Source organism: Noviherbaspirillum sp. (genome assembly GCF_035627455.1).
Taxonomy (GTDB): Bacteria; Pseudomonadota; Gammaproteobacteria; order Burkholderiales; family Burkholderiaceae_D; genus Noviherbaspirillum.
Genome location: NZ_DASPLS010000011.1, coordinates 1 through 22,785 on the forward strand (window position 1 = coordinate 1; position 22,785 = coordinate 22,785).

Genomic DNA, 22,785 nt, shown 5'->3' on the forward strand with positions numbered 1-22,785 from the left:
TACAAGGCCTCCGGCGTCTTCAACTTTGCGCAGGGCGCGATGGTGTTCTTCGCCGCGCTCACCTGCGTCGGCCTGATCGACAAGTTCGGCGTGCCGCTGTGGGTCGCGATTCCGCTGACCATGGGTGCGATGGTGCTGCTCGGCCTCGCGACGGAACGGATCGTTCTTCGCCCGCTGGTCGCACAGCATGAGATCACGCTGTTCATGGCCACCATCGGTCTGACCTTCTTCATCGAAGGCCTGGCGCAGCTGATCTGGGGTTCGGAAGTGCGCCGCCTCGATATCGGCATCGAAGACGTGCCGATCATGTACCTGCTCGACAACTACAACATCTCGATTTCGCAGTTCGACGTGATTTCGGCGGGCATCTGCGCGGCACTTGTCACCGGGCTGGCACTGTTCTTTTCCAAGACCAAGATCGGCCGCGCGCTGCGCGCGGTGGCGGATGACCACCAGGCCGCGCTGGCGGTCGGCATTCCGCTGCAGCAGATCTGGGGCATCGTGTGGGCGGTCGCCGGTTTCGTCGCGCTGGTTGCCGGCCTGCTCTGGGGTGCCCGCAACGGCGTGCAGTTCGCGCTGACCTTCGTCGCGCTCAAGGCGCTGCCGGTGCTGATCCTCGGCGGCTTCACCTCGGTGCCCGGCGCGATCCTCGGCGGACTGATCATCGGCGCGTCGGAAAAGCTGGCCGAGGTGTATATCGGCCCGATGGTCGGCGGCGGCATCGAAGGCTGGTTCCCGTACGTGCTGGCGCTGCTGTTCCTGCTGGTGAGGCCGGAAGGCTTGTTTGGCGAGAAGATCATTCGAAGGATTTGACGTCGCCGCCATCCCCTGCGGGGGAAGGTAAGAACCGGGGCGCTGGCCGCCCCACCGTGACAACGAACAAGGAAGCAAAACATGTTCTACCGCGAAGCAGGTCAATTCAAACCCACCTATCAGGCGGACAACCAGATCTTCCCGATCCGGCAGGACCGGCTGGGCATCTATGCGCTGCTGGCGATCGCCTTCGTCGTGGTGCCGCTGGTGGCATCGCCCTATACCTTTTCGGCGATCCTGATCCCGTTCCTGATCTTTTCGCTCGCCGCGCTCGGACTGAACATCCTGACCGGCTACGCCGGCCAGCTCTCGCTAGGCACCGCGGCCTTCATGGCGGTCGGCGCATTCGCATCGTACAACTTCGTGCTGCGCGTCCCCGGCATCCCGATCCTGGTCGCCTTCATCCTCGGCGGGCTGTGCGCCGCCCTGGTCGGCGTCGCGTTCGGCCTGCCGTCGCTGCGCATCCGCGGTTTCTACCTGGCCGCCGCAACGCTGGCGACGCAGTTCTTCGTCGTCTGGTGCCTGACCAAGATCGGCTGGTTCACCAACTACAGCTCGTCCGGCGTGATCACGGCGCAACAGATCACGATCCTCGGCTACGACTTCAGCACCCCGGCCAGCAAGTATCTGCTGACGCTGTCCATCGTCTGCGTGATGGCGCTGATGGTGAAAAACATGGTGCGCAGCAACGTCGGCCGCTCCTGGATGGCGGTGCGCGACATGGACGTGGCCGCCGAGGTGATCGGCTTCCGCCTGATGCGCACCAAGCTGCTCGCGTTCGCGGTGAGTTCGTTCTATTGCGGCGTGGCCGGCGCGCTCTATGCGTACGCCTACCTCGGCACCGTGGAGCCGGAAGCCTACAGCCTGGACCTGTCCTTCCGCATCCTGTTCATGATCATCATCGGCGGCGTCGGCACCATCATCGGCTCCTTCTTTGGCGCGGCCTTCATCGTGCTGCTGCCGATCCTGCTGAACATCATCGCCCATACCTTCGGACTCCCGACTTCGGTTGCGTCGAACCTCGAACTGATGGTGTTCGGCGCGCTGATCATCTTCTTCCTGATCGTCGAGCCGCATGGCCTGGCCCGCCTGTGGCAGATCGCGAAGGAAAAATTGCGGTTATGGCCATTCCCGCATTGATTTGAGGGCGCGAGCTTTCAATGCCTTAACAACCGGTTGTTATTGCTGTAATAAAAATAGGAGGAGCATCATGAAATTGATCAAGTCAGTCCTGTTGGGCGCTGCGCTTGCCGGAACCGTTGGTGTCGCCGCTGCTCAGGAACAATACATTCCCATTCTGTCCTACCGCGTCGGCCCGTACGCCGCAGGCGGTTCCGGCTTCTTCGGCGGGGCGATCGACTACTTCAACCTGGTCAACGCCTCCGGCGGCATCAACGGCGTCAAGGTCAAGTGGGAAGAGTGCGAAACCGAATACAACGCCTCGCGCGGCGTCGAGTGCTATGAGCGACTGAAGTCCAGGAATGGCGGCGCCACCCTGATGGAGCCGCTGTCGACCGGCATCGCGTACGGCATCCTGGACCGCGTCGCCAACGACAAGATCCCGATGACCACGCTCGGTTACGGCCGCTCCGATGCCGCCAACGGCAAGGTCTTCCCGTACGTCTTCCCGCTGATCACCAGCTACTGGAACCAGGCCGCCGCGATGGTCGCCTATCTCGGCAGCAAGGAAGGCGGCGTCGACAAGCTCAAGGGCAAGAAAATCGTCCACCTGTACCACGATTCCGCGTTCGGCAAGGAACCCTTCCCGGTGCTCGACGCGCTGTCGCAGCAGCACGGCTTCGAACTGATGAAGATCCCGGTCGCGCATCCGGGCAACGAGCAGCAGTCGCAATGGCTGCAGATCCGCCAGGCCAAGCCGGATTACGTGATCCTGTGGGGCTGGGGCGTGATGAATGCGGTGGCGATCAAGACCGCGCAGCGTAACGGCTTCCCGCGCGAGAAGATCCTCGGCGTGTGGTGGGCGGGCTCGGAAGAGGACGTGATCCCAGCCGGCGACGCCGCCAAGGGCTACACCACGATGACCTTCAACACCCCGGGCAACTATCCGGTGCTCGACGAGATCCGCAAGAAGGTCTATGACGCCGGCAAGGGCAACCTCGACGACAAGACCCGCGTCGGCTCGGTGTACCACATGCGCGGCGTGACCGCGGCGATCCTGTGGACGGAAGCGATCCGCAAGGCGCAGGAAAAGTTCGGCAAGGGCAAGGTCATGACCGGCGAGCAGGTGCGCTGGGGCATGGAAAACCTGAACGTCGACGAAGCCCGCCAGAAGGCGCTGGGCGTGCTTGGCATGTTCCCGCCGGTCAAGACTTCCTGCGAAGACCATGAAGGTTCGGGCGCGGTAAAGGTGCAGCAGTGGAACGGCACGAAGTGGGTGCCGATCACGCCGAACTGGGTCACGGGCGACAAGAACCTGACCAAGAAGCTGATCGACGAATCGTCGAACAAGTACGCGGCCGAAAAGAAGATCACGCCGGCTTGCGCGACCTAAGCAGTTGAACATGAGCCGCTCCCGCCCCCGACGGGAGCGGCCTCACGCGAGCGCCCGCAGCCGGTTTCGCGGACCTTCGCGTGAGCTGCACGACCTGTTGAATCCGAATCAAGAAGAGACACCATGACAACGCATAACGGAACGCCGGCCGCCGTCGGCCAGCCCGACGCCGGGCGCCCCTACCTGTCCGTCAACAACATCGAAGTGATCTACGACCACGTGATCCTGGTGTTGAAGGGCGTGTCGCTGCAGGTCCCGCAGGGCAGGATCGTCGCGCTTCTGGGCGCCAACGGCGCCGGCAAGTCGACCACGATGAAGTCGATCTCGACGCTGTTGCGCGGCGAGCGCGGCGATGTCACAAAAGGCAGCGTGGAATTCAAGGGCGAGCGCATCGACCAGCTGACACCGAACGAACTCGTCAAGCGCGGCCTGTCGCAGGTGATGGAAGGCCGGCACTGCTTCGGCCACCTGACCATCGAGGAAAACCTGCTGACCGGCGCCTACACCCGCAAGATCTCGCGCGCAGAGCTGAAGGACCAGCTGGAAAAGGTCTACCACTATTTCCCGCGCCTCAAGCAGCGCCGCGGCTCGCAGGCCGGCTACACCTCCGGCGGCGAACAGCAGATGTGCGCGATCGGCCGCTCGCTGATGGCCAAGCCGTCCATGATCCTGCTCGACGAGCCGTCGATGGGCCTGGCGCCGCAGATCGTCGAGGAAATCTTCGAGATCGTAAAGGACCTCAACAGCAAGGAAGGCGTGTCCTTCCTGGTCGCGGAACAGAACACCATGGTGGCGCTGCGCTATGCCGACTTCGGCTACATCCTGGAAAACGGGCGTGTGGTGATGGAAGGCGCGGCGAGCGACCTGGCCACCAATGAAGACGTGAAGGAATTCTATCTCGGCGTATCGGGCGCGGAGCGCAAGAGCTTCCGCGACATGAAGTTCTATCGCCGGCGCAAGCGCTGGCTGGCGTAAAACGGATGCCGTAGGGTGCGCCCGGCGCACCGGAAGACTGCGGGGATGCAACCGCATGGGGCGCAGGGCGCACCCTACATGACCTGCAAACCGTAACCAGACCGGACGGTGCGCCCGACGCACCGCAGTGGGCTTTTTACGCGCGTTTTCGCGCCGGATGAATGTGATGAATTACGCGAAGCTCGTTACCTACTGCAAGACGCTGCCGCATGCGCAGTGCGAGCGCAAGTGGGGCAACGCGCTGACGTTCATGGTTTCAAGAAAAATGTTTGCCCTGTTCATCCTCGACAACAAGGATAAGCCGACCGACCTCTGGTGCAAGGTCGACGACGAGCTGTTCCTGTCGTACACGGGGCAACCCGGCATCCGTCCCGCGCCTTACCTGGCGCGGGCGAAATGGATTGCGATGGCGCCGGAAGCGATGCCGGACGCGATCGCAAGAAACACGCTGCGCCGCGCGCGCGACCTGATCTTTTCCAAACTTCCCAAGCGCGTACAGCGCGAACTGCTTGCATAGGCCCGACCATGACCGACTATCTCGACTCCCTGGAAACCCGCGTACCCGAACAGCGCGAACACGACCTGATGGCGCGCCTGCCGCAACTCGTCGCGCGCGCGCAGCAGGCGCCGGGCTGGGGCCGCATCCTGGCCGGCGTGAATGCGTCCGACATCAGCTCCCGCGCCGCGCTGGCGCAGCTGCCGGTCACCCGCAAGTCGGACCTGAAGGACCTGCAGCAGGCGGACGCGCCGTTCGGCGGCCTGACCACGACGCCGGCGCGCCAGCTGCGCCACCTGTTCATGTCGCCCGGGCCGATTTTCGATCCGGAAGGCCAGGCGCAGGACTGGTGGCGTTTCGCGCGTCCGATGGCCGCCGTCGGCCTGCGCGCGGGCCACATCATCCAGAACTGCTTTTCCTATCACTTCACCCCGGCCGCGTTCATGGCCGAGGGCGGGGCGGCAAAAATCGGCTGCGCGGTGATCCCGGCCGGCATCGGCCAGACCGAGATGCAGGTGCAGGCGATGGCGGCCCTGAAGCCCGACGCCTACATCGGCACGCCGTCCTTCCTGAAGATCATCATCGAAAAGGCGCAGGAAATGGGCGCCGACATCAGCAGCGTGCAACGTGCGGTGGTCGGCGCGGAAGCGTTGCCGCCGTCGCTGCGCAAGTGGCTGCAGGACAATGGCGTGGCCAATGTGCTGCAGATGTACGGCTCGGCCGACATCGGCAACATCGCATACGAGACCCAGACCGATGGCCAGGTCAACCCGGGCATGATCCTCGATGAAGACCTGATCCTGGAAATCGTGCGTCCCGGCACCGGCGACCCGGTGGCCGACGGCGAAGTCGGCGAAGTGGTGATCACGTCCTTCAATCCCGACTATCCGCTGATCCGTTTCGGCACCGGCGACATGTCGGCGGTGCTGGCCGGCATATCTCCCTGCGGCCGCACCAATACCCGGATCAAGGGCTGGATGGGTCGCGCCGACCAGACCACCAAGGTCCGCGCGATGTTCGTGCATCCTTCGCAGGTGGCGGAAGTGGTAAAGCGCTACCCGCAGATCGCCAAGGCACGGCTGGTGGTGACCGGCGAGATGGCCAACGACGTGATGACGCTGCATTGCGAGGTGGACGATCCGTCCGCTCTGTCGGCCGACGCAGTGGTCGACACGATCCGCGACGTGACCAAGCTGCGCGGCGAGGTAAAGCTGGTGGCGCGCGGCAGCCTGCCGAACGACGGCAAGGTTATCGAGGACGCGCGCAAGTACGAATGAGCAAGGCCGCCTGCGTCACACGCAAGCGGCCGGCCGGGCCTGCCGGCACCGGTTCAGAAAGATTTCTTCACCACCTTGTCGGGCGACGTGCCCGGGCGGTCGTTGACCACTTCGTCGACGCCGCTGGTTTCGCGCAGGTCGGTGTCGACCTGGCCGTTCTGCAAGTCCTTGTAGGCTTGCAGCATGTCCTTGCGCGGCACGCTGCCCTGGCTCGAGTCCGACTCGTCGCGTTCGTGCGGCATGCGCGGCGTGACGCGATCGCCTTCCGGGCCCTGGGTGTTGATCTGGTGTTGCTTGAGCGTGGTTTTCATTGGCTGTTCCCGATAATGTCCGTTGGTCCATGTTCGAGCACGCTGACAGACAAAGATTCCCCCTTTCGCATAATTTTTTGACAAGAAGAAAGATGTTCGCGTGGCCGCGCGAGTGCGGCGAAACCACAGCCTAAGGGTTTTCACGGGCTTGCCGCACCACGCGGTACGGCATATCATGCCGGCCTTGCACCGGCTGCGGTAGGATGATGCAATACCGCACCGGTTTACATTCTTCTCGCACAAGAGGTCCTGCACCATGCCGTACATCGACTCCGAATTCCATCGTGACAAGGCCCGTGCCCTGCTCAAGGACGCCGAACTGGTGTTCGATCCGGCCGCCGTGCAGCAGGCTGTCGACAAGGTGGCGCAGCAGCTCAACCAGCGTTTCGACAACCAGGGCGACGAGGCATTTCCGCTGGTGCTGGGCGTGATGGGCGGCGCGGTCGTATTCTGCGGCCAGCTGCTGACCCGCCTGAGCTTTCCGCTCGAATTCGACTACATGCATGTGACCCGCTACGGCAGCAAGGACCAGGGCGGCACCATCGAATGGAAAGTGATTCCGCGCTCCAACGTGGAAGGCCGCACGGTGATCGTGCTCGACGACATCCTCGACGAAGGCGAAACCCTCGCGCATGTGAAGGAGCGCCTGCTGGAAATGGGTGCCCGCGAAGTGGTGCTGGCGGTGTTCGCGGACAAGGATATCGGCAAGGCGAAGCCGGTGTACGCCGATTATGTGGGCCTGACGCTGCCGAACAAGTTCGTGGTCGGCTACGGGATGGATGCGTACGGCTACTGGCGCAACCTGCCCGGCATCTGGGCGATCAAGACCGGCGGCTGATCCTTCCCCGCCTTCCCGGTCCGCCGCATCGCCGGTGCGGCACCTTCCCTTCCCAAAACGCAAACCTGCCTTCGCTGAACAGGAGGCAAGTTGCAGCGTCCGTGTTGTCATCGCGGCAGCGCTTTCCATAGCAATTTCTACAGAGTCGTCGGCGCCTGTGTTGGAATTTCGCACCGTTGTCAGACCAACTCCTACTTCGCTTGCTAAGTAGCAAGGCCCCGATGTAATAATGGTCGTTACCGGGCCTGTCATGTTCTACCGCTTGCGCAGTGACTTTTTGATGTCGCGCTCCTGCTGCCGGACGCTGGTTACGGAAACGACAACGAAAATTTACTGGGGTAAAAACATGAGCACCAAAAGCATGACCGTCGGCAAGCGGCTGGCGCTGAGCTTCGGCAGCATCTGCGTCCTGCTGATGATTACCGTCGGCATCGGCATTTCCTCCCTCTCGTCCCTTAACAGCGACACCGGCACCATCGTCAATGACCGCTGGCCGAAGATTTCGATGTCGAGCGACATCCTGGCGCAGACGAATACCATCGCCATCGCCGTGCGCAGCATGATGCTGACCAGCAGCAAGGACGAGCGCGACAAGCAGGTGGAAGTCATCATGCAAGCGCGCAAGGTGGCGCAGGCAAGGATCGACAGCCTGGAAAAAGTGATCACGCTGCCGAAGGGGAAGGAACTGCTGCGCGAGCTGACCGAGGTGCGCGCGAAGTATGTGGAAAGGCTGGACAGGCTGCTGGTGCTGATCAAGGAAGACAAGGCCGACGAGGCGCGCACCTACCTCGCCAACGAGCTGCGCCCGGTGCTGGCCGACTACCAGCAGGCGATCGCCAACATGATCAAGTTCCAGGTGGAGCTGATTGAAACGTCCGGAAAGCAGGCCGAAGATACCTACCGCGACGCGCGCCTGCTGATGCTCGCGCTCGGCGCCTGCGCGCTGCTGCTGTCGGCGGCGATCGGCTTCCTGATGACGCGCTACCTGATGCAAAAGCTTGGGGGCGAACCGGACTATGCCGCAGGGATCGCTCAGCGCATCGCGGAAGGCGACCTGACCGTCCATGTCGAACTCAGGCACGGCGACACATCGAGCATGCTGCATGCGATGCGTACGATGCGCGACAACCTGGCCAACATCGTTGCCCAGGTCCGGCAGGGCACCGACACCATCGTCACCGCGTCCACCCAGATCGCGTCCGGCAACCTCGACCTGTCCTCGCGCACCGAGGAGCAGGCCAGCTCGCTCGAGGAAACCGCGTCGTCGATGGAAGAACTCACCTCCACAGTGAAGCAGAACGCCGACAACGCGCGCCAGGCGAACAGCCTGGCGAGCACTGCGTCAGAAGTTGCCGACCGCGGCGGCGCGGTGGTCGCGCAAGTGGTGGAGACGATGGGCTCGATCAACGACTCGTCGCGCAAGATCGTCGACATTATCAGCGTGATCGACGGTATCGCGTTCCAGACCAACATCCTGGCGCTGAATGCGGCGGTGGAAGCGGCGCGCGCCGGCGAACAGGGCCGCGGCTTCGCGGTGGTGGCGTCTGAGGTGCGCAACCTGGCGCAACGGTCGGCCAGCGCGGCGAAGGAAATCAAGGCGCTGATCGATGATTCGGTGGACAAGGTCGAGACCGGCGCACAGCTGGTTGAACAGGCCGGCGCGACGATGACCGAGATCATGGAAAGCGTCAAGCGCGTGACCGACATCATGGGCGAAATCACTGCCGCCAGCGCGGAACAGACTTCCGGCATCGAACAGATCAACCAGGCGATCAGCCAGATGGATGAAGCGACGCAGCAGAATGCGTCGCTGGTGGAACAGGCGGCCGCGGCAGCCGAGGCGATGCAGGACCAGGCCTCGCAGCTGGTCGGCCTGGTGAGCACCTTCAGGACGGATGGCACGGGCGGCGCCGTGCAGCTTGCGGTCGCGCCGGCGAGGGCGGCAGCGCAGGGCGTGCATTCACCGGCCATCGCGCCGAGGAAGGCGGCGCCGGTGAAGACGCGGATGCCGGCACCGGCGGCAAAGCGGCCGCTGGTGCCGCACGCGGCAGCCGGCGGGGATTGGGAAGAGTTCTGATCCTTCCAGGGTCCTGATCACAGGCCCTGATGCAAAGGGCGGGCACAGTGCCCGCCCTTTTTTCATCCGCTGGGTCGCCCCGGCGGCGCCCTGCTGCCAGAACCCTTACAGCGCCAGCCGCTTCCTGGCCGCCATGTACTCGGCCTTCAGCTTTTCCATCACTTCCGGCACCGTCAGCACCTCGTCCATCAGCCCCACGCCCTGGCCGGCGCCCCAGATATCGCGCCAGGCCTTGGCCTTGCTGCTGCCGCCGGAGCCGAAGTTCATCTTCGACTTGTCCGCCACCGGCAGGTTGTCCGGATCCAGTCCCGCGGCGACGATCGACTTCCTCAGATAGTTGCCGTGCACGCCGGTAAACAGGTTGGTGTAGATCACGTCGGCCGCGGTCGATTCCAGGATCGCCTCGCGGTACGAATCGTCGACATTCGACTCCTTCGTCGCCAGCCAGCGCGAGCCGATGTAGGCGAAGTCCGCGCCCATCGCCTGCGCTGCCAGGATCGCGTCGCCGGACGCGATCGCGCCGGACAGCGCGATCGGACCGTTGAAGAACTTGCGCACTTCGCCCACCAGTGCGAACGGCGACAGCGCGCCCGCATGGCCGCCGGCGCCGGCCGCCACCAGGATCAGGCCGTCCACGCCCGCTTCCAGCGCCTTCTGCGCATGGCGAAGCGAGATCACATCGTGCAGCACGATCCCGCCGTAGCTGTGCACCGCATCCAGCATTTCCTTCGGCGGCGCGCGCAGGCTGGAAATGATGATCGGGATCTGGTGCTTCACGCACACCGCGACATCGTGCTCGAGGCGGTCGTTGGACTGGTGCACGATCTGGTTGACCGCGATCGGCCCCACCTTCGCGCCGGGGTTGGCCTGCTTGTACGCTTCCAGCTCCTGCTGGATCTCGGTCAACCAGGTGTCGAGCAGCTCGGCCGGACGGGCATTGAGCGCGGGAAAGGAACCGACGATGCCGGCCTTGCACTGGGCCTTGACCAGTTCCGGACCGCTGGCGATGAACATCGGCGACGCGATGACGGGCAGGCTGAGGTTCTGCAGCACGGGCGGCAAGTTCTTGTTGCTCATGGGGACTCCTTTGGTTGGAACGGAAGGCGCGGGATCGCGTTCCGCTGCGGATTTTTCCGTTGCAATGGCTCCTGGCATTGCGTTTTTCTGTATTCCGTTTATGATGTTATCAGAAAAAACAATGTTTTTGTCAAGCGCATGAAAGCCAAGAAAACGACTTCCGCCCGCGGTGCCGCGCGCACGCCCATCGACTTCCGCCAGGCGCAGGAAGACCTCCGCATCACCCTGCGCCAGGGCATGCTCGATGCCGCGACCCGGCTGCTGACCGAGGAAGGGCCGTCGTCGCTGACGGTGCGCAGGGTCGCCGACGCGGTGAACTGTTCCACCACGCTGCTGTATTCGCTGTTCGGCGGCAAGGACGGCCTGGCCAACGAACTCTACCTCGAAGGCTTTGCCCGGCTGAAGGAAGAGTTCCGGGTCGCGTCGGAACAGGCGGCGGCAAGGAAGGAAGACATGAGCGGGCTGGCGTTGCTGCGCCTGCACGCGCGCGTCTACCACCAGTACGCGAAGCGCAACCCGAGCTATTACATGGTGATGTTCGGCGATGCGATCGCCGGCTTCGTGCCGCCGGTGGAATCACGCAAGCAGGCTTGGGAATCCTTCGAGGTGCTGATCGAAGCCTTCGACGCCTGCATGAAGAGCGGCGCGCTGCCGCCCTCGAACCCGACCGCCGCCGCGCGCCTGTTGTGGGCGGCAATGCATGGCGCGGTCAGCCTGGAGCTGAAAGGCTATTACCTGAAAACCGAACGCGCCGACGAACTGTTCGACGCGGCGGTGCACGCGGTCCTGCGCTCGCTGCAGGTGGGGCCGGACGACAACAACAAATAACCAAGGAGCCGTGATGACTTACCAATGCTTCGACCTCGCCATCGCCGACAAGGTCGCCCACCTCGTGCTGAACCGTCCCGCCGCGCTGAACACGATGCAGCCGGTGATGTGGCGCGAACTGACCGAGATCCTGCAGATGCTGCAGCGCGAGGCGCCGGCGCGGGCGCTGGTGATTTCCTCCACGGGCAAGCATTTCACCGCCGGCATGGCGCTCGACGTGTTCGGCGCCGACACCGGCATCTCGCTAAACGACGGCAGCGCCGGCGGGCGCGCCAACATCGCCGCGCTGCTGGCCGACATGCAGCAGGCGTTCAACCTGATCGAACAGCTGCGCATGCCGGTGATCGCCGCGGTCCAGGGCGGCTGCATCGGCGGCGGCGTCGACATGGTCTGCGCCTGCGACATCCGCTTGGCGAGCGCCGACGCCTTCTTCTGCATACAGGAAATCAACATCGGCATGACCGCCGACCTCGGCACGCTGCAGCGCCTGCCGAAGCTGATTCCCGAAGGTATCGTCCACGAGCTCGCGTACACCGGCCGCCGCCTGCCGGCGCAGCGCGCGCTCGCGGTGGGGCTGGTGAACGAGGTGTTCGACAGCCAGCAAGCGATGATTGAAGGCGCGCTGCAGATGGCGCGCGAAATCGCGGAAAAGCCGCCGGTGGCGATCTGGGGCAGCAAGCAGGCGATCCACTACGCGCGCGACCATTCGACGCAGGACGCGCTGCAGCAGATGGGCTGGCTGCAGTCCGGCATCTGGCGCACCGGCAACCTGGTCGAAGCCTTCCTGGCGAAGCAGCAGGGCAGGTCGCCGCAATTCGATGATTTGCCGCCGCTGCGGTCGTTTGCCGAAGGGAAGTACGAATTGAAATAAAAAAGCAGGGTCAAAATTACGGAGACCGCAAAGACAGAACCGGGTAGCGCTCGCAGCAGTTCCGCTTTGACGCTGCCGAAAAAATCAGCGGCAAGGCGGAAAAAGAAGCGAAATCTGTCTGAGCACCGAACGAAGTGAGGGCGAGTTATTTCGCTTCCCGCCTTGCCGCTGATTTTTTCGGGGACCCCGAAGGGGCAGCGGCTTTGCGGTCGCCTTTTTTGCCTACTTTTTTGGCGAAGCAAAAAAGTAGGTGGCCCGCCGGGGCCAGTCCCGGCAAGCATCCACGGAGCAACTCAGGATCCGGGGCACCGAAGAGAAGAAGGAGACAAAATGTTCCAACCCAAACTCTTGCAAGGCAAACGCATCCTCATCACCGGCGGCGGCACCGGCCTCGGCCGCGCGATGGCCGAACGCTACCTGTCGCTCGGCGCGGATATCTATATCTGCGGCCGCCGCAAGCAGGTCTGCGACGACACCGCCGCCGAACTGATGGCGGCGCACGGCGGCAGCGTGAAGACCTTCGGCCTCGACATCCGCGACGCCGCCGCGGTCGACGACATGATCGAGCAGATCTTCGCCGAAGGTGCACTGACCGGCCTGGTCAACAATGCCGCCGGCAACTTCATCTCCCCGACCGCCGCGCTGTCGCCGCGCGGCTTCGATGCCGTCGCCAACATCGTCATGCACGGCACCTTCTACGTCACGCATGCGGTCGGCAGGCGCTGGGTCGAGATGGCGATGAAAGGCCAATGGAAACCGGAAGACGGCTACCGCAGCGTGATCTCCATCATCGTCACCTGGGTGCTGAACGGCGGCCCCTTCGTGGTGCCGTCGGCGATGAGCAAATCCGCGATCCACACGATGACGATGTCGCTGGCGACCGAATGGGCGCAGTACGGCATCCGCCTGAACGCGGTCGGCCCGGGCGAGATCCCGACCGAAGGCATGAGCAAGCGCCTGAACCCGGGCGAGGAGCCGGGCGCGCGCTCGGCGCAGGTGAACCCGATGGGCCGCTGCGGCCGGATGGAGGAGTTGCAGAACCTCGCCACCTTCCTGATGGCGCCCGGCTGCGACTGGCTGACCGGCCAGTCGATCATGATGGATGGCGGCAGCCATCTCACCGGCGGCAACTTCTACGAACTGCGCTCCTGGACGCCGGACCAGTGGAAGGATGCGCGCGACCGCATCGAGGAGCAGAACCGGAAGGATAGGGAGCAGCGCGGCGCGTGATGCGCGTAGAGTGCGCTCCGCGCACCGTTACCATATCCCATGGGAAACGGTGCGCAAAGCGCACCCTACCCATCGTCCGCCCCTATCCGGTCACCTTCCGCATCAGCGCGCGCCCCGCGAAGCGCACCCGCTGCGACAGCGGGAAACGCTTGAACGTCGATTTCGCGGTGCCGCTGGTGAAGGCGGTACGCTTCGAATAATCGATGCCGATATCGACGATCACCGGCCGGCCCTGCTGCGCCAGCCGGCGCGCGTCGCTGATCGCGCCGGCGATCGCCTGCTGGTCCGGCATCGCGACATAGGCCGCCCCGGTGGCGGCGGCGATGCCTTCAATGTTCGGGCCGGAGAGCACCGTGCAGGGCTTGCGGTTGTACGGGATCTGCTGCGCCTGCGAAATCTGCGACAGCTCGCCGTCATGGAACACGAAGTAGATGACGCCGATGCCGCGCGCGGCGGCGGTCACGATTTCCATGCAGGTCATCATGAAACAGCCGTCGCCGACGATCGCGAACACTTCCTTGTCCGGCTGCGCCAGCTTGGCGCCGATCGCCGCCGGCACCGCATAACCCATCGCGTTGAAGTCGGTCGGCGTCAGCAGCTTGCCGCCACGGCGCAGGGTGAACAGTTCGGCGGTAAGGAAGGTATGGTTGCCGTCGTCCAGCACAGTCACCGCGTCGTCCGGCATCTGGCGCCGCAGTTCGTCGAAGAAGCGCGCCGGGTTCACCCGCTCCCTGCCCGGGTGCGCATGCCACTCCTCGCGATACGCCTGCTTGTCGCGCGCGATCTGCGCCGCCAGGCCGTTGTCCGGCGCGCGCTTGCCGCGCGCCTGCAGCTCCGCCAGCAACGCCGCCAGCACCGCCTTGGCATCGCCGGCGATGCCGACCTGCGCCGGGTAATTCGCATTGAATACCTTCGGATTGATATCGACATGCACCAGCGCCGGCGGCACCACCGCGCTGAAGCTGCCGGTCGGGATTTCGCCAAAACGCGCGCCGACCGCCAGCAGTGCGTCGCAGCCCGCGAACGCATTGCGCGCCGCCGGCACCGCCGATGCGCTGAAACCGAAGCCGGCATGCAGCGGATGATCGCCGGGGAAGGTCGCCAGCCCCTGCAGCGTGGTGCTGACCGGCGCCTGCAGCCATTCGGCGATGGCGGCGATTTCCTCGGTCGCCATGCGCGCGCCCCAGCCGACGAACAGGCCGGGCTTGCGCGCATTCTGCAGCACGTCCGCGGCTTCGCGGATCAGCGCGGGATCCGGTGCCGCTGGCGGCGCCGGCGGCGTCCAGCGCGGCAGCTCGCCGACCTCGCCGGGGAACAGCTGCAGGTTGACCGGCAGCTCGACCAGCACCGGGCCCGGTTCGCCGCCGGTGGCGATGCGGTAGGCTTCGAAAATCGTCGGCACCACGTCTTCATGCCGGGTGATGCGGAACGCCGCCTTGGTCAGCGGCTTGGCCAGCGCGAGCTGGTCGATGTCGTGCAGCTGGTATTGCCGGCCGGTATCCGTGCGGATGCCGCCCGAAAACACCAGCATGGGAATGCCGTCGAGGAAGGCTTCGCCGATGCCGCTCGCCGCATGCGTGAAGCCGGCCGCCGGCACGATCGCCAGCGCGCCGATGGTGTCGGACGACGCGCGGCTCAAGCCGTCGGCCATGAAGGCGCCGCCGCCCTCATGCGTGACCAGGATCGGCGTGATCTTGTCGGAATTGTTGAGCTCGTCATACAGCTCGGTGTTGTGCACGCCGGGAATGCCGAACGTGTATTTGATGCCGAGCTGTTCCATCGCGTACACGGCGAGCCAGGCTGCGGTTTTCTTCATGCTTGTCTCCTGTTTATAGGAATCGGTTATTCGGTGATCGCTTTCGCGGCGCGCCGCGCGCTGTAGATGCAGCCGCCGAGGAAGGTGCCCTCCAGCCCGCGCAGGCCGTTCATGCCGCCGCCGCCGAAGCCGGCCGCCTCGCCCGCCGCATACAGCCCGGCGATCGGCAGGCCGCTGTTGTCCAGCACCCGGCTGCCGAGGTCGGTCTGGATGCCGCCCAGGCTCTTGCGGCTGATGATGAATTCGCGGATCGCGATCAGCGGCATCGCATCCGGATCGAGGATCTTCTGGAACTTGCAGGTGCGCAGGCGGTCGCCGCGCCACTGCCGCAGATGCGCGATGCGGCGCAGCTGCTCGTCGTTGAAGAATGCCGGGCCGCGATCGATCTCCGCGTCGTAGCGCTCGACCGTCGCGCGCACCGTTTCCAGGTCGACGCTGGCGTCGCCCTGCAGCGCATTCATTTTTTCCACCAGTTCCGGCAGCGACTGCGCGACCACGAAATCCTTGCAGTTCTCCGTCATCTGCCGGTACAGCCAGCGATTGCCGAGCAACAGGTCGCGCACGAAGGCGGCCTTGTTCTTTTCCCGGATCGACGGATTGAATTCCGCGCCCGATACCGCCAGCTCCTTCAACGCGATCCTTCGGTTGAGCAGCTGCCACGAATACTGCCGTTCCTGCGCGCAGATGCGGGTAACCAGCTCGCGCGTATCGAAGCCGCTCACCAGCGGCTGCGGCCCGATGCGCTCGCCGCGCCAGTTCAGCCACAGCGCCGACTTCGGCGGCACGAGAGACAGTCCGTGGCCGGGCTTGCGCGGCTTCCAGTGGTGCACGCCGGCCGCATAGTTCCACATGCGGTCGAGATGGGTAAGCCGGCCGCCGGCCGCCTGCACCGCGTCATGCAGCAGGCCGTCGGCGAACTTGTGCGAGCCGTTCAGTATCACCGGCGGCGCGCTGCGCCATTCCTGATGCCAGTTCTCGCGCACCCGTTCGATGCTGCCGTTGATGCCGCCCGCGGCCACCAGCACCGCACCGGCGCGCGCGAAGAATTCCGCCTGCGCGTCTTCGGTGACGCCATGGCAGCCGCCGATGCGGCTGCCATCGCTGACCAGCGACTCGGCCCGGTGCCGGAAGCGGATGGTCAGCGCGTCGCGCCGCGGGTGCGTCTGCAGCGCGCGGATCAGTTGCGTCGCCAGGCCGTGCCCGGTGCCCCAGGTGACATGCCAGCGCGGCACCGAATTGCCGCCGCTGAACTGTCCGCGCTCGACCCACAGGGGCAGCGGCAGGAAAGAGATCCCGCGTTCCTTGAGCCAGACATAGATTTCGGCATGGCTGTCGTTCACATAGGCCTCGGCCCAGCGGCGCGGCCAGTACTCGGCGGCGTCATCCTGCCCGAAGCCGCCGAACGCGAGCCAGTCCTGGAATGCCAGCGCCGGGTTGTCCCGGATGCCGGCACGGCGCTGCTCTGGGGTATCCACCATCAGGATGCCGCCGAAGCTTTCCCTGGCCAGCCCGCCGAAATTTTCCTCGGTGTCGCGCTCCAGCAGCAGCACGCGCTTGCCGGCCGACAGCAGCTCCAGCGTCGCGACGATGCCGGCCAGGCCGCCGCCGATGACGATTACATCGCTCTCATAACGCAGCATCATGTCCTCCCGCCCAGTTCAAACCATGCACCGCCGCAAGTGCATCGCGGCCGATCGCGCGCGCGTCGGTGCAGCCGGTGAGCGCCATCGCCACCTGCATTTCCTTGCGCAAAATATCCAGCACATGCGCCACGCCTGGCCCGCCGCGCGCCGCCAGCGCATAGGCCCAGGCGCGCCCGACGATGCAGGCGCGCGCGCCCAGCGCCAGCGCCTTGACCACGTCCAGGCCGCTGCGCACGCCGCCGTCGAACAGGATTTCCATGCGGTCGCCGACAGCGTCGGCGATCGCCGGCAGCGCCGAGATGGTCGACGACACGCCGTCGAGCTGGCGCCCGCCATGGTTGGACACCACCACCGCGTCGAAGCCGCAGGCCGCCGCGATGCGCGCGTCTTCCGGGTCGAGGATGCCCTTGATCACGATCTTGCCCGGCCAGCGCTCGCGCAGCCAGCTCAGGTCCTTCCAGGTCACCGATGGATCGAACTGCGCATCGACCCAGGCGCGGAACGCGGGCAGGCTCTGCGCGGCCGGTACCGCGGCGGACAGGTTGCCGAACACCAGCGGCTTGCCGCGCAGCGGCACGTCCCACAGCCAGGCAGGGTGCGACAGCAGGTCCCACGCATGCGCCAGGCGGCCGCGCAGCCCGGAACTGCCGCCCATGCCGTTGCGCACGTCGCGGTAGCGCGCGCCGAGCACCGCCAGGTCGACGGTAAACACCAGCACCGGGCAACCGGCGGCATGCGCGCGCTGCAACAGCTCGGCCGCATAGCCGCGGTCGCGCATCACGTACAGCTGGTACCAGAAGGGGGCGCTGGTCGCCGCCCGCACTTCCTCGATGGAACACAGGGAAACCGTGGATTCGCAGAACGGCACGCCCGCCGCCTGCGCCGCGCGCGCCGCCTGCACTTCGCCGCGCCGCGCGAACAGGCCGGCCAGCCCGACCGGGCCGAGCACCACCGGCATCGACAGCCGGCTGCCGAGCAGCTCGGTGCCAAGCTCGATGCGGCCGACGTCGCACAGCACGCGCTGGCGCAGCTCGATGCGGTGCAGGTCGTCCACGTTGCGCCGCAGGGTGTACTCTTCATAGGCGCCGCCGTCGAGATAGTCGAAAAACTGGCGCGGCAGGCGGCGGCGCGCGAGTTCGCGGTAGTCCCGGACGGAAGCCGGTTGCTGGAATGACGGGACGCCGTTCGGCATGGCTGTTCTCCCCCGATGTCGTTGTTATTCTGGCGACGCGGGCGGCAACGTCTGGCCCCGCTGGCATCCCGCGTGTCGATGCCGTAGTATCTTGCTACGCCATTCCCCTGTCCAATGAGTTTTTTTCCGGCGACCGATAACCCGGAGTTATCAATGAACCTGAAGCAGCTGCAGCACTTCGTGACGCTCGCCGAGTCCGGCAATGTGCACCGGGGCAGCGCCCGGCTGAACATTTCGCAGCCGGCGCTCTCCAAGAGCATCCGCGCGCTGGAAGACGACCTCGGCGTGGAACTGTTCGAACGCCTGTCGCGCGGGGTGCGCCTGACGCCCGCCGGCCACTGGCTGATGTCGCGCTCCTTCTCGCTGCTGTCCGACTTCCAGCAGCTGCGCACCGAGATCGACCTGATCAAGCGCCAGGCCAACGGTTCGGTGCGGATCGCCGCCGGCACCGTGCTGTGTTCCTCGCTGATCCCGCTGTCGCTGGCGCGCCTGCATGAAGTCGCGTCCAACATCCAGGTGGTGGTCGAATCGGGTTACTGGGATGACCACAAGCGCATGCTGCTGAACGGCGAGATCGATTTCTTCGTCGCCGATTCGCGCGAGCTGGAAGACATCGTCGAATTCGACATCGCGCACCTGCCGGCCGAACCGATCTGCGTGTACGTGCGCGCCGGGCATCCGCTGGCGAAAAAACGCAGGCTGACCCTGGCCGACCTGCAGCAGGGCGCGTTCATGGGCCTGACCCGGCTGCCGAAGGAGCTGGAGCGGATACTGAAGATGCATCCGGAACTGCCGCCGAGCCGGATGGCCGACAGCGCGGTGGCGAGCAATGATTTCAGCCTGCTGCGCACAAGCGCGGCGCTGACCGACGTGCTGTTCTATTCGCCGCCGAGCGCGGTGCAGGAGCAGGTCGCGCGGCGCGAACTGGTGCGGCTGAAAGTGAGCCTGCCGGCGCAGCTGCAGACGCATTTCGCGATCGTCTGGCGCAAGGGGCGCAAGCTGCCGGCGTCGGCGGAATTGATGAAACGGACCATCATCGAGTGCGCCGCGCAGCAGTTCAGGCCGCTTGCCTGAAGCGCCGTCCGCGCCGGCTCAGTCCTTGTTCGCCAGCCGGTCGCTCTGGATCTCGGCGGCGCCGGCGCGCACCAGCTGCGCCACCGCCCAGTGCACCAGCTCCGGTTCTTCCTTGTTCAGGTAGCGCCGGTTCGCTTCCCGGAACAGGATCATGCCGGTCAGCATCGGCTCCAGTTGCGCGAGCGGAATCGCCTGTTTTTCCAGCAGCAGGAACTTGAGGAACACCTTGATCGCATTCTGGGCATTCCGGGTAGGATCGCCGACGAAGTAGTCGAGGCGGGAGAACGCGGTCTCGAGCGCGCGGGCGACGCCGGTAAACGGCGCGCCGTGCCCGGGAATGACCAGTTTCACATCGAGCGAGGCGATCAGCTCCAGTGTCGCGCGCACCTCGGCGAAGCCCGATTCGCCCTGCAGTTCCGGGAATACCACGCCAAAGCCGTTTTCCCACAGCGCGTCGGCCGAAATCAGGATGCGTTCGTCGGCGCAATAGAAGATCAGCGAATTCGGGTCATGGCCAGGCGCGCCCAGCGCCTGCCAGGTCATGTCGCCGAACTGCAGCACGTCCCCGGGCGCGATCGTGTCGTCGAAACGGAAGCGTTCGCACTGCTGGCCGGTGGCCTTGTAGGTGAGCGCGTCGGCATCCCAGCCACGCACCTTGTCCGCTTCGCCCGCCGGGATCGCGGTGCGGCAGGCATAGGCGCGCTGCAGCGCGGCGTTGCCGCCGCAATGATCGGAATGCAGGTGGGTGTTGAACAGGCGGTCGAGCGGGCGGCCGCCGAGCCCGTGGCCAACCAGCGCCAGCGTCTGCGGCGCGTGCGTCGCATAGCCGCTGTCGACCAGCGCGGTTTCCTTGCTGCCCGTGAAAAGGATGTTGTTCGACGACAGCCAGCCGCGTTCGAACACCTGCATCGATGCCGGAAGTTTCATTTCTTCATCTGGTAAGCGAGCGAGATCTTGGCGTATTCGACCAGCAGTGCCTGCGTGCCGCCGTTGAAGGTGGTGAAGCTGTTGCCGGTGCGGACCACCAGCCGCGGCGGGAAGATCCAGCTCAGATAGGGAATGCCGATCATCTTCGCGCTGCGGATGTCCGGCCACTCGACCTGGCGGTTATACATCCAGGTCTGGGTGATGCCGCGCTCGTCGACGGTCACGGTCGAGCGCAGGAACCAGTAATAGCTGATGCCGAGCATGACCGCAGCCGCCAGCAGCAGCATTTTCACGCCGAAGCCGTACTGCAGCAGCGGATAGCGCAGCGCGATGGTCATGCCGTAGCCGGCGAGCACAATGGTGACCACGGTCGCCAGCACCTTGAACAGCGCGCCATAGGCCGGGCCGGAGACGGTGCGCTCAGGTTGATAAAATTTCATTACGTCTTTCTATGCACGCCTTGCGGCAATTGCTGCGCCTGCCTGAGCTGTTCGGAACTGAAGAAGGGGTCGTCGCGCAGCCAGGCGATCAGCATGTCGGTGGAATCGAGCCCCCAGAAGCAACGATTATCCACGACCGCGGTCGGCACGCCAAACACGCCGGCGGCAATCGCCGCCTCGCCGTTGGCGCGCAGCTGCTGCTTCACGCCAGGCGCATCAAGCATTTCCGGCGTCGCATCAAATTCCTTCAACAATGCCTGCCAGTAAATTTCATCGGTCGGTACGCGGCCTTCGCGCCACACCCAGCGAAACAGGCGCTGCACGACTTCCGGGGAACTGCCGAGCGCGATCGCCAGGCGCAGCAGCGGCAGCGGATTGAACGGATGATGCGGCGGCATCGTCATCGGGATCCCGTGCTTGCAGGCGAGCCAGGCGCAATGCTCGAAGGTCCAGGTGCGCTTGGGGGCGATTTCGGCCGGGCCCTTGTTGTCCCAGTGGTTCAGCAGGCCGGCGAACAGGACCGGCTTGTAACGGATCTCCACTTCCGCCGGCAAGGTGTGCAGCAGTTCTCCCTGCAGATAGGAGAAGGGGGAGATGAAGTCGAAATACCAGTCGATCTTTTTCATGGCGAAGCTCCGTTTACTCCTTTTCCCTTGGAGGGGGAAGGGACTCTGCAGTGAATCTTCCTTATTACGGCTAAAACAATGCGTCCTGCCGCTTCCTGATCTCCACCCACACCTGGCGCTTCCACTCCTCGGTCGCGCCGCTCCAGCGCGCGATTTCGTCGATGGTGCGAAGGCATCCTTCGCACAGCCCGGTCTGCGGATGCATCCTGCAGACACTGATGCAGGGAGACGGCACCCTGCCGCTGTCGGTTTCCGGGTCGAAGCTGATCATGCCGCCAGTTTCGCTTTCTTTTCGGCGATGCGCGCGTTGAACTTCTCGGGCAGGATGATCACGCGCTCATGCACGCCTTCGGTGATCTTGTCCACGCCATCCCAGGCCTCGACGCGGAACTTCACGCGGCGGCCGTCGACCTCGACCACCTCGCCGCGAATGCGCAGCGTCATGCCGGGCGGTGTGGCCGCCAGATGCGAGAAGCTTACATGCACGCCGACGCTCTGCTCGCGCGGCCAGTCGACGTAGGGCATGATTCCGTTCACGCATGCCAGCTCCATCATGCCGACCATGTAGCCGGTCGCCAGCACATCCGGCATATCGAGGCAGAAACCGGTGTCGTGGTACAGCCGCGGCACGGTGGCGCGCTCCGGTACCGTGTAAGTCCATTCGAAAGTGATGCCGGGCTTGAGGTCGGGGCTCATCGGTCAGCTCGTGATTTCGTCAAGATGGTTGTAGAAATGCATCACGTGCGCCGCCTCGTACTGGCGCTTCTCGAGCGGGCCGTATGCGAAATGCGGCGCGAGCGGGCCGTCGAAGCGCTGGAATTCAAGGAATGCCTCGCGCAGCCGACCGAGCGCTTCGACGGCATCGGTTCTTGCTTCGAGCGCGGGAGCGCCGTCGATCTGCTCCGCCAGGCCGTGGCGCATCTTTCCCGCCGTGGAAAAGACGGCGAAGGCGGCGGCGCCGACGGTGTCCTGGAACAGCTTCGGTTTTGGCGCCGGATAGCCGGACATCGAATATTCGATGCTTTGCGCACAATGCGTGAAGATCTGGTGCGGATTCCATGTTCCGCTGCTGGCAATGGCGCCTTTCGCCAGCGCGTCGATCCGTGCCAGCGCCGTGTCGACCGTCAGCGCCGCGCCGGTATTCCCGGCACGCGCCAGGAGCAGGCCGGCCGCGCCGGCGGCGGCGGCCACTCCGCCCGCGATCATCAATGCCCTGCGCTTGCCGTTCACTGCCATCTCTCCCCCCTTGTTGCGGTCCTAGCCTTCGCGCAGCGCGACGTCCACCACCGGCGCGCCGGTCATCGCCGCCAGCTGCTGCGGCGTCAGGTTGAATACCGCATGCGGGTGGCCGGCGGCGGCCCATACGCTGTCGTATCGCATCAGGTCCTGGTCGATCAGCATCACCGTCTTTTCCAGATGGCCGATCGGGCACACGCCGCCGATCGCATAGCCGATCCGGGTCTTCACGAATTTCGCATCGGCGCGACCGAGCGGGCCGACGATCGCGGCGACCTTGTGTTCGTCGACGCGGTTGGCGCCGCTGGCGACCACCATCACCGCCGCATCGTCCGCCAGCCGGCGGAATACGATGGATTTCGCGATTTCGGCGACGCTGCAGCCGAGCCCGGCTGCGGCTTCGGCCGAGGTCTTGCCGGTATCGGGCAGCATCACCACCGGCTTGTCGTGGCCGCGCGCGGCCAGCAGGTCGGCCACGCGTTGCGCGCTGTCGGGCAGCTTGTCCTGGATATTATCGAGCATGTTT

General features: G+C 65.0%; 24 protein-coding genes. 12 read left to right on the plus strand and 12 right to left on the minus strand.

Going from position 1 to position 22,785, the window contains the following annotated elements; translation table 11 throughout:
• The 6 genes from VEC01_RS01535 to VEC01_RS01560 all read left to right on the plus strand — a co-directional run.
• Positions 1 to 813 (plus strand): branched-chain amino acid ABC transporter permease (locus tag VEC01_RS01535; protein WP_324898064.1); only part of this gene is annotated, 813 nt, incomplete at its 5' end.
• 81 nt (positions 814 to 894) lie between these two features.
• Entirely contained in the window at positions 895 to 1,953 is a 1,059-nt protein-coding gene (locus tag VEC01_RS01540) for a branched-chain amino acid ABC transporter permease (RefSeq protein ID WP_324898066.1), read from the plus strand.
• Between the two features lie 70 nt (positions 1,954 to 2,023).
• Positions 2,024 to 3,325, plus strand: a complete 1,302-nt coding sequence (locus VEC01_RS01545; protein WP_324898068.1) for an ABC transporter substrate-binding protein — start codon at positions 2,024 to 2,026, stop codon at positions 3,323 to 3,325.
• 123 nt (positions 3,326 to 3,448) lie between these two features.
• Positions 3,449 to 4,300 carry an ABC transporter ATP-binding protein gene (locus VEC01_RS01550; RefSeq protein WP_324898070.1) on the plus strand — a complete coding sequence of 284 codons (852 nt, stop codon included), beginning with the start codon at positions 3,449 to 3,451 and terminating at the stop codon, positions 4,298 to 4,300.
• A 166-nt stretch (positions 4,301 to 4,466) separates the two neighbouring features.
• Positions 4,467 to 4,817 (plus strand): MmcQ/YjbR family DNA-binding protein, encoded by a 351-nt coding sequence (locus tag VEC01_RS01555; RefSeq protein ID WP_324898072.1) that lies wholly within the window; start codon positions 4,467 to 4,469, stop codon positions 4,815 to 4,817.
• Positions 4,818 to 4,825: 8 nt separating this feature from the next.
• Complete coding sequence (locus VEC01_RS01560; RefSeq protein WP_324898073.1) at positions 4,826 to 6,073, plus strand: phenylacetate--CoA ligase family protein; 1,248 nt, start codon at positions 4,826 to 4,828, stop codon at positions 6,071 to 6,073.
• Positions 6,074 to 6,126: 53 nt separating this feature from the next.
• On the opposite strand, the gene VEC01_RS01565 is transcribed toward VEC01_RS01560, so the two are convergent.
• A complete protein-coding gene (locus VEC01_RS01565) occupies positions 6,127 to 6,384 on the minus strand; it encodes a hypothetical protein (protein ID WP_324898075.1) in 258 nt (85 codons plus the stop codon).
• A gap of 256 nt (positions 6,385 to 6,640) precedes the next feature.
• Here VEC01_RS01565 and VEC01_RS01570 point away from each other — a divergent pair, with 256 nt between their 5' ends.
• Positions 6,641 to 7,222, plus strand: a complete 582-nt coding sequence (locus tag VEC01_RS01570; protein ID WP_324898077.1) for a hypoxanthine-guanine phosphoribosyltransferase — start codon at positions 6,641 to 6,643, stop codon at positions 7,220 to 7,222.
• A gap of 346 nt (positions 7,223 to 7,568) precedes the next feature.
• Positions 7,569 to 9,299 (plus strand): methyl-accepting chemotaxis protein, encoded by a 1,731-nt coding sequence (locus tag VEC01_RS01575; RefSeq protein ID WP_324898080.1) that lies wholly within the window; start codon positions 7,569 to 7,571, stop codon positions 9,297 to 9,299.
• A 105-nt stretch (positions 9,300 to 9,404) separates the two neighbouring features.
• Here VEC01_RS01575 and VEC01_RS01580 read toward each other — a convergent pair whose 3' ends face one another.
• Entirely contained in the window at positions 9,405 to 10,376 is a 972-nt protein-coding gene (locus tag VEC01_RS01580; protein ID WP_324898082.1) for a nitronate monooxygenase family protein, read from the minus strand.
• A gap of 138 nt (positions 10,377 to 10,514) precedes the next feature.
• Here VEC01_RS01580 and VEC01_RS01585 point away from each other — a divergent pair, with 138 nt between their 5' ends.
• From VEC01_RS01585 to VEC01_RS01595, 3 genes are all read left to right on the plus strand, one after another.
• A complete protein-coding gene (locus tag VEC01_RS01585; RefSeq protein WP_324898084.1) occupies positions 10,515 to 11,204 on the plus strand; it encodes a TetR/AcrR family transcriptional regulator in 690 nt (229 codons plus the stop codon).
• Positions 11,205 to 11,217: 13 nt separating this feature from the next.
• Positions 11,218 to 12,075 (plus strand): enoyl-CoA hydratase-related protein, encoded by an 858-nt coding sequence (locus tag VEC01_RS01590; RefSeq protein WP_324898086.1) that lies wholly within the window; start codon positions 11,218 to 11,220, stop codon positions 12,073 to 12,075.
• Between the two features lie 330 nt (positions 12,076 to 12,405).
• Complete coding sequence (locus VEC01_RS01595) at positions 12,406 to 13,305, plus strand: SDR family oxidoreductase (protein WP_324898088.1); 900 nt, start codon at positions 12,406 to 12,408, stop codon at positions 13,303 to 13,305.
• 82 nt (positions 13,306 to 13,387) lie between these two features.
• Here the strand turns inward: VEC01_RS01595 and VEC01_RS01600 are convergent, their stop codons facing one another.
• The 3 genes from VEC01_RS01600 to VEC01_RS01610 are packed head-to-tail and all read right to left on the minus strand — an operon-like array spanning position 13,388 to position 17,956.
• On the minus strand, positions 13,388 to 15,121 hold the full coding sequence (locus VEC01_RS01600) for a thiamine pyrophosphate-binding protein (protein ID WP_324898090.1): 1,734 nt from the start codon (positions 15,119 to 15,121) through the stop codon (positions 13,388 to 13,390).
• Positions 15,122 to 15,147: 26 nt separating this feature from the next.
• Complete coding sequence (locus tag VEC01_RS01605; protein ID WP_324898092.1) at positions 15,148 to 16,764, minus strand: FAD-binding dehydrogenase; 1,617 nt, start codon at positions 16,762 to 16,764, stop codon at positions 15,148 to 15,150.
• A complete protein-coding gene (locus VEC01_RS01610; protein ID WP_324898094.1) occupies positions 16,748 to 17,956 on the minus strand; it encodes an L-lactate dehydrogenase in 1,209 nt (402 codons plus the stop codon). Before VEC01_RS01610 ends, VEC01_RS01605 begins: the two co-directional genes overlap by 17 nt.
• Before the next feature lie 153 nt (positions 17,957 to 18,109).
• Between VEC01_RS01610 and VEC01_RS01615 the strand changes: the two genes are divergently transcribed.
• Positions 18,110 to 19,030: a LysR family transcriptional regulator gene (locus VEC01_RS01615; protein ID WP_324898096.1), complete on the plus strand. Its 921-nt coding sequence runs from the start codon at positions 18,110 to 18,112 to the stop codon at positions 19,028 to 19,030.
• 18 nt (positions 19,031 to 19,048) lie between these two features.
• Here the strand turns inward: VEC01_RS01615 and VEC01_RS01620 are convergent, their stop codons facing one another.
• From VEC01_RS01620 to VEC01_RS01650, 7 genes are all read right to left on the minus strand, one after another.
• Positions 19,049 to 19,957: an MBL fold metallo-hydrolase gene (locus VEC01_RS01620; RefSeq protein ID WP_324898098.1), complete on the minus strand. Its 909-nt coding sequence runs from the start codon at positions 19,955 to 19,957 to the stop codon at positions 19,049 to 19,051.
• Positions 19,954 to 20,397, minus strand: a complete 444-nt coding sequence (locus tag VEC01_RS01625) for a hypothetical protein (protein WP_324898100.1) — start codon at positions 20,395 to 20,397, stop codon at positions 19,954 to 19,956. Before VEC01_RS01625 ends, VEC01_RS01620 begins: the two co-directional genes overlap by 4 nt.
• Entirely contained in the window at positions 20,397 to 21,023 is a 627-nt protein-coding gene (locus VEC01_RS01630) for a 2-hydroxychromene-2-carboxylate isomerase (RefSeq protein ID WP_324898102.1), read from the minus strand. Before VEC01_RS01630 ends, VEC01_RS01625 begins: the two co-directional genes overlap by 1 nt.
• Positions 21,024 to 21,093: 70 nt before the next feature.
• Complete coding sequence (locus VEC01_RS01635; RefSeq protein WP_324898103.1) at positions 21,094 to 21,294, minus strand: DUF1289 domain-containing protein; 201 nt, start codon at positions 21,292 to 21,294, stop codon at positions 21,094 to 21,096.
• Complete coding sequence (locus VEC01_RS01640) at positions 21,291 to 21,719, minus strand: thioesterase family protein (protein ID WP_324898105.1); 429 nt, start codon at positions 21,717 to 21,719, stop codon at positions 21,291 to 21,293. The genes VEC01_RS01635 and VEC01_RS01640 overlap by 4 nt, the downstream gene beginning before the upstream one ends.
• Positions 21,720 to 21,722: 3 nt before the next feature.
• A complete protein-coding gene (locus VEC01_RS01645; protein WP_324898107.1) occupies positions 21,723 to 22,259 on the minus strand; it encodes a DUF1569 domain-containing protein in 537 nt (178 codons plus the stop codon).
• 21 nt (positions 22,260 to 22,280) lie between these two features.
• Positions 22,281 to 22,781 carry a YbaK/EbsC family protein gene (locus VEC01_RS01650; protein ID WP_324898108.1) on the minus strand — a complete coding sequence of 167 codons (501 nt, stop codon included), beginning with the start codon at positions 22,779 to 22,781 and terminating at the stop codon, positions 22,281 to 22,283.
• Positions 22,782 to 22,785: the final 4 nt, after the last annotated feature.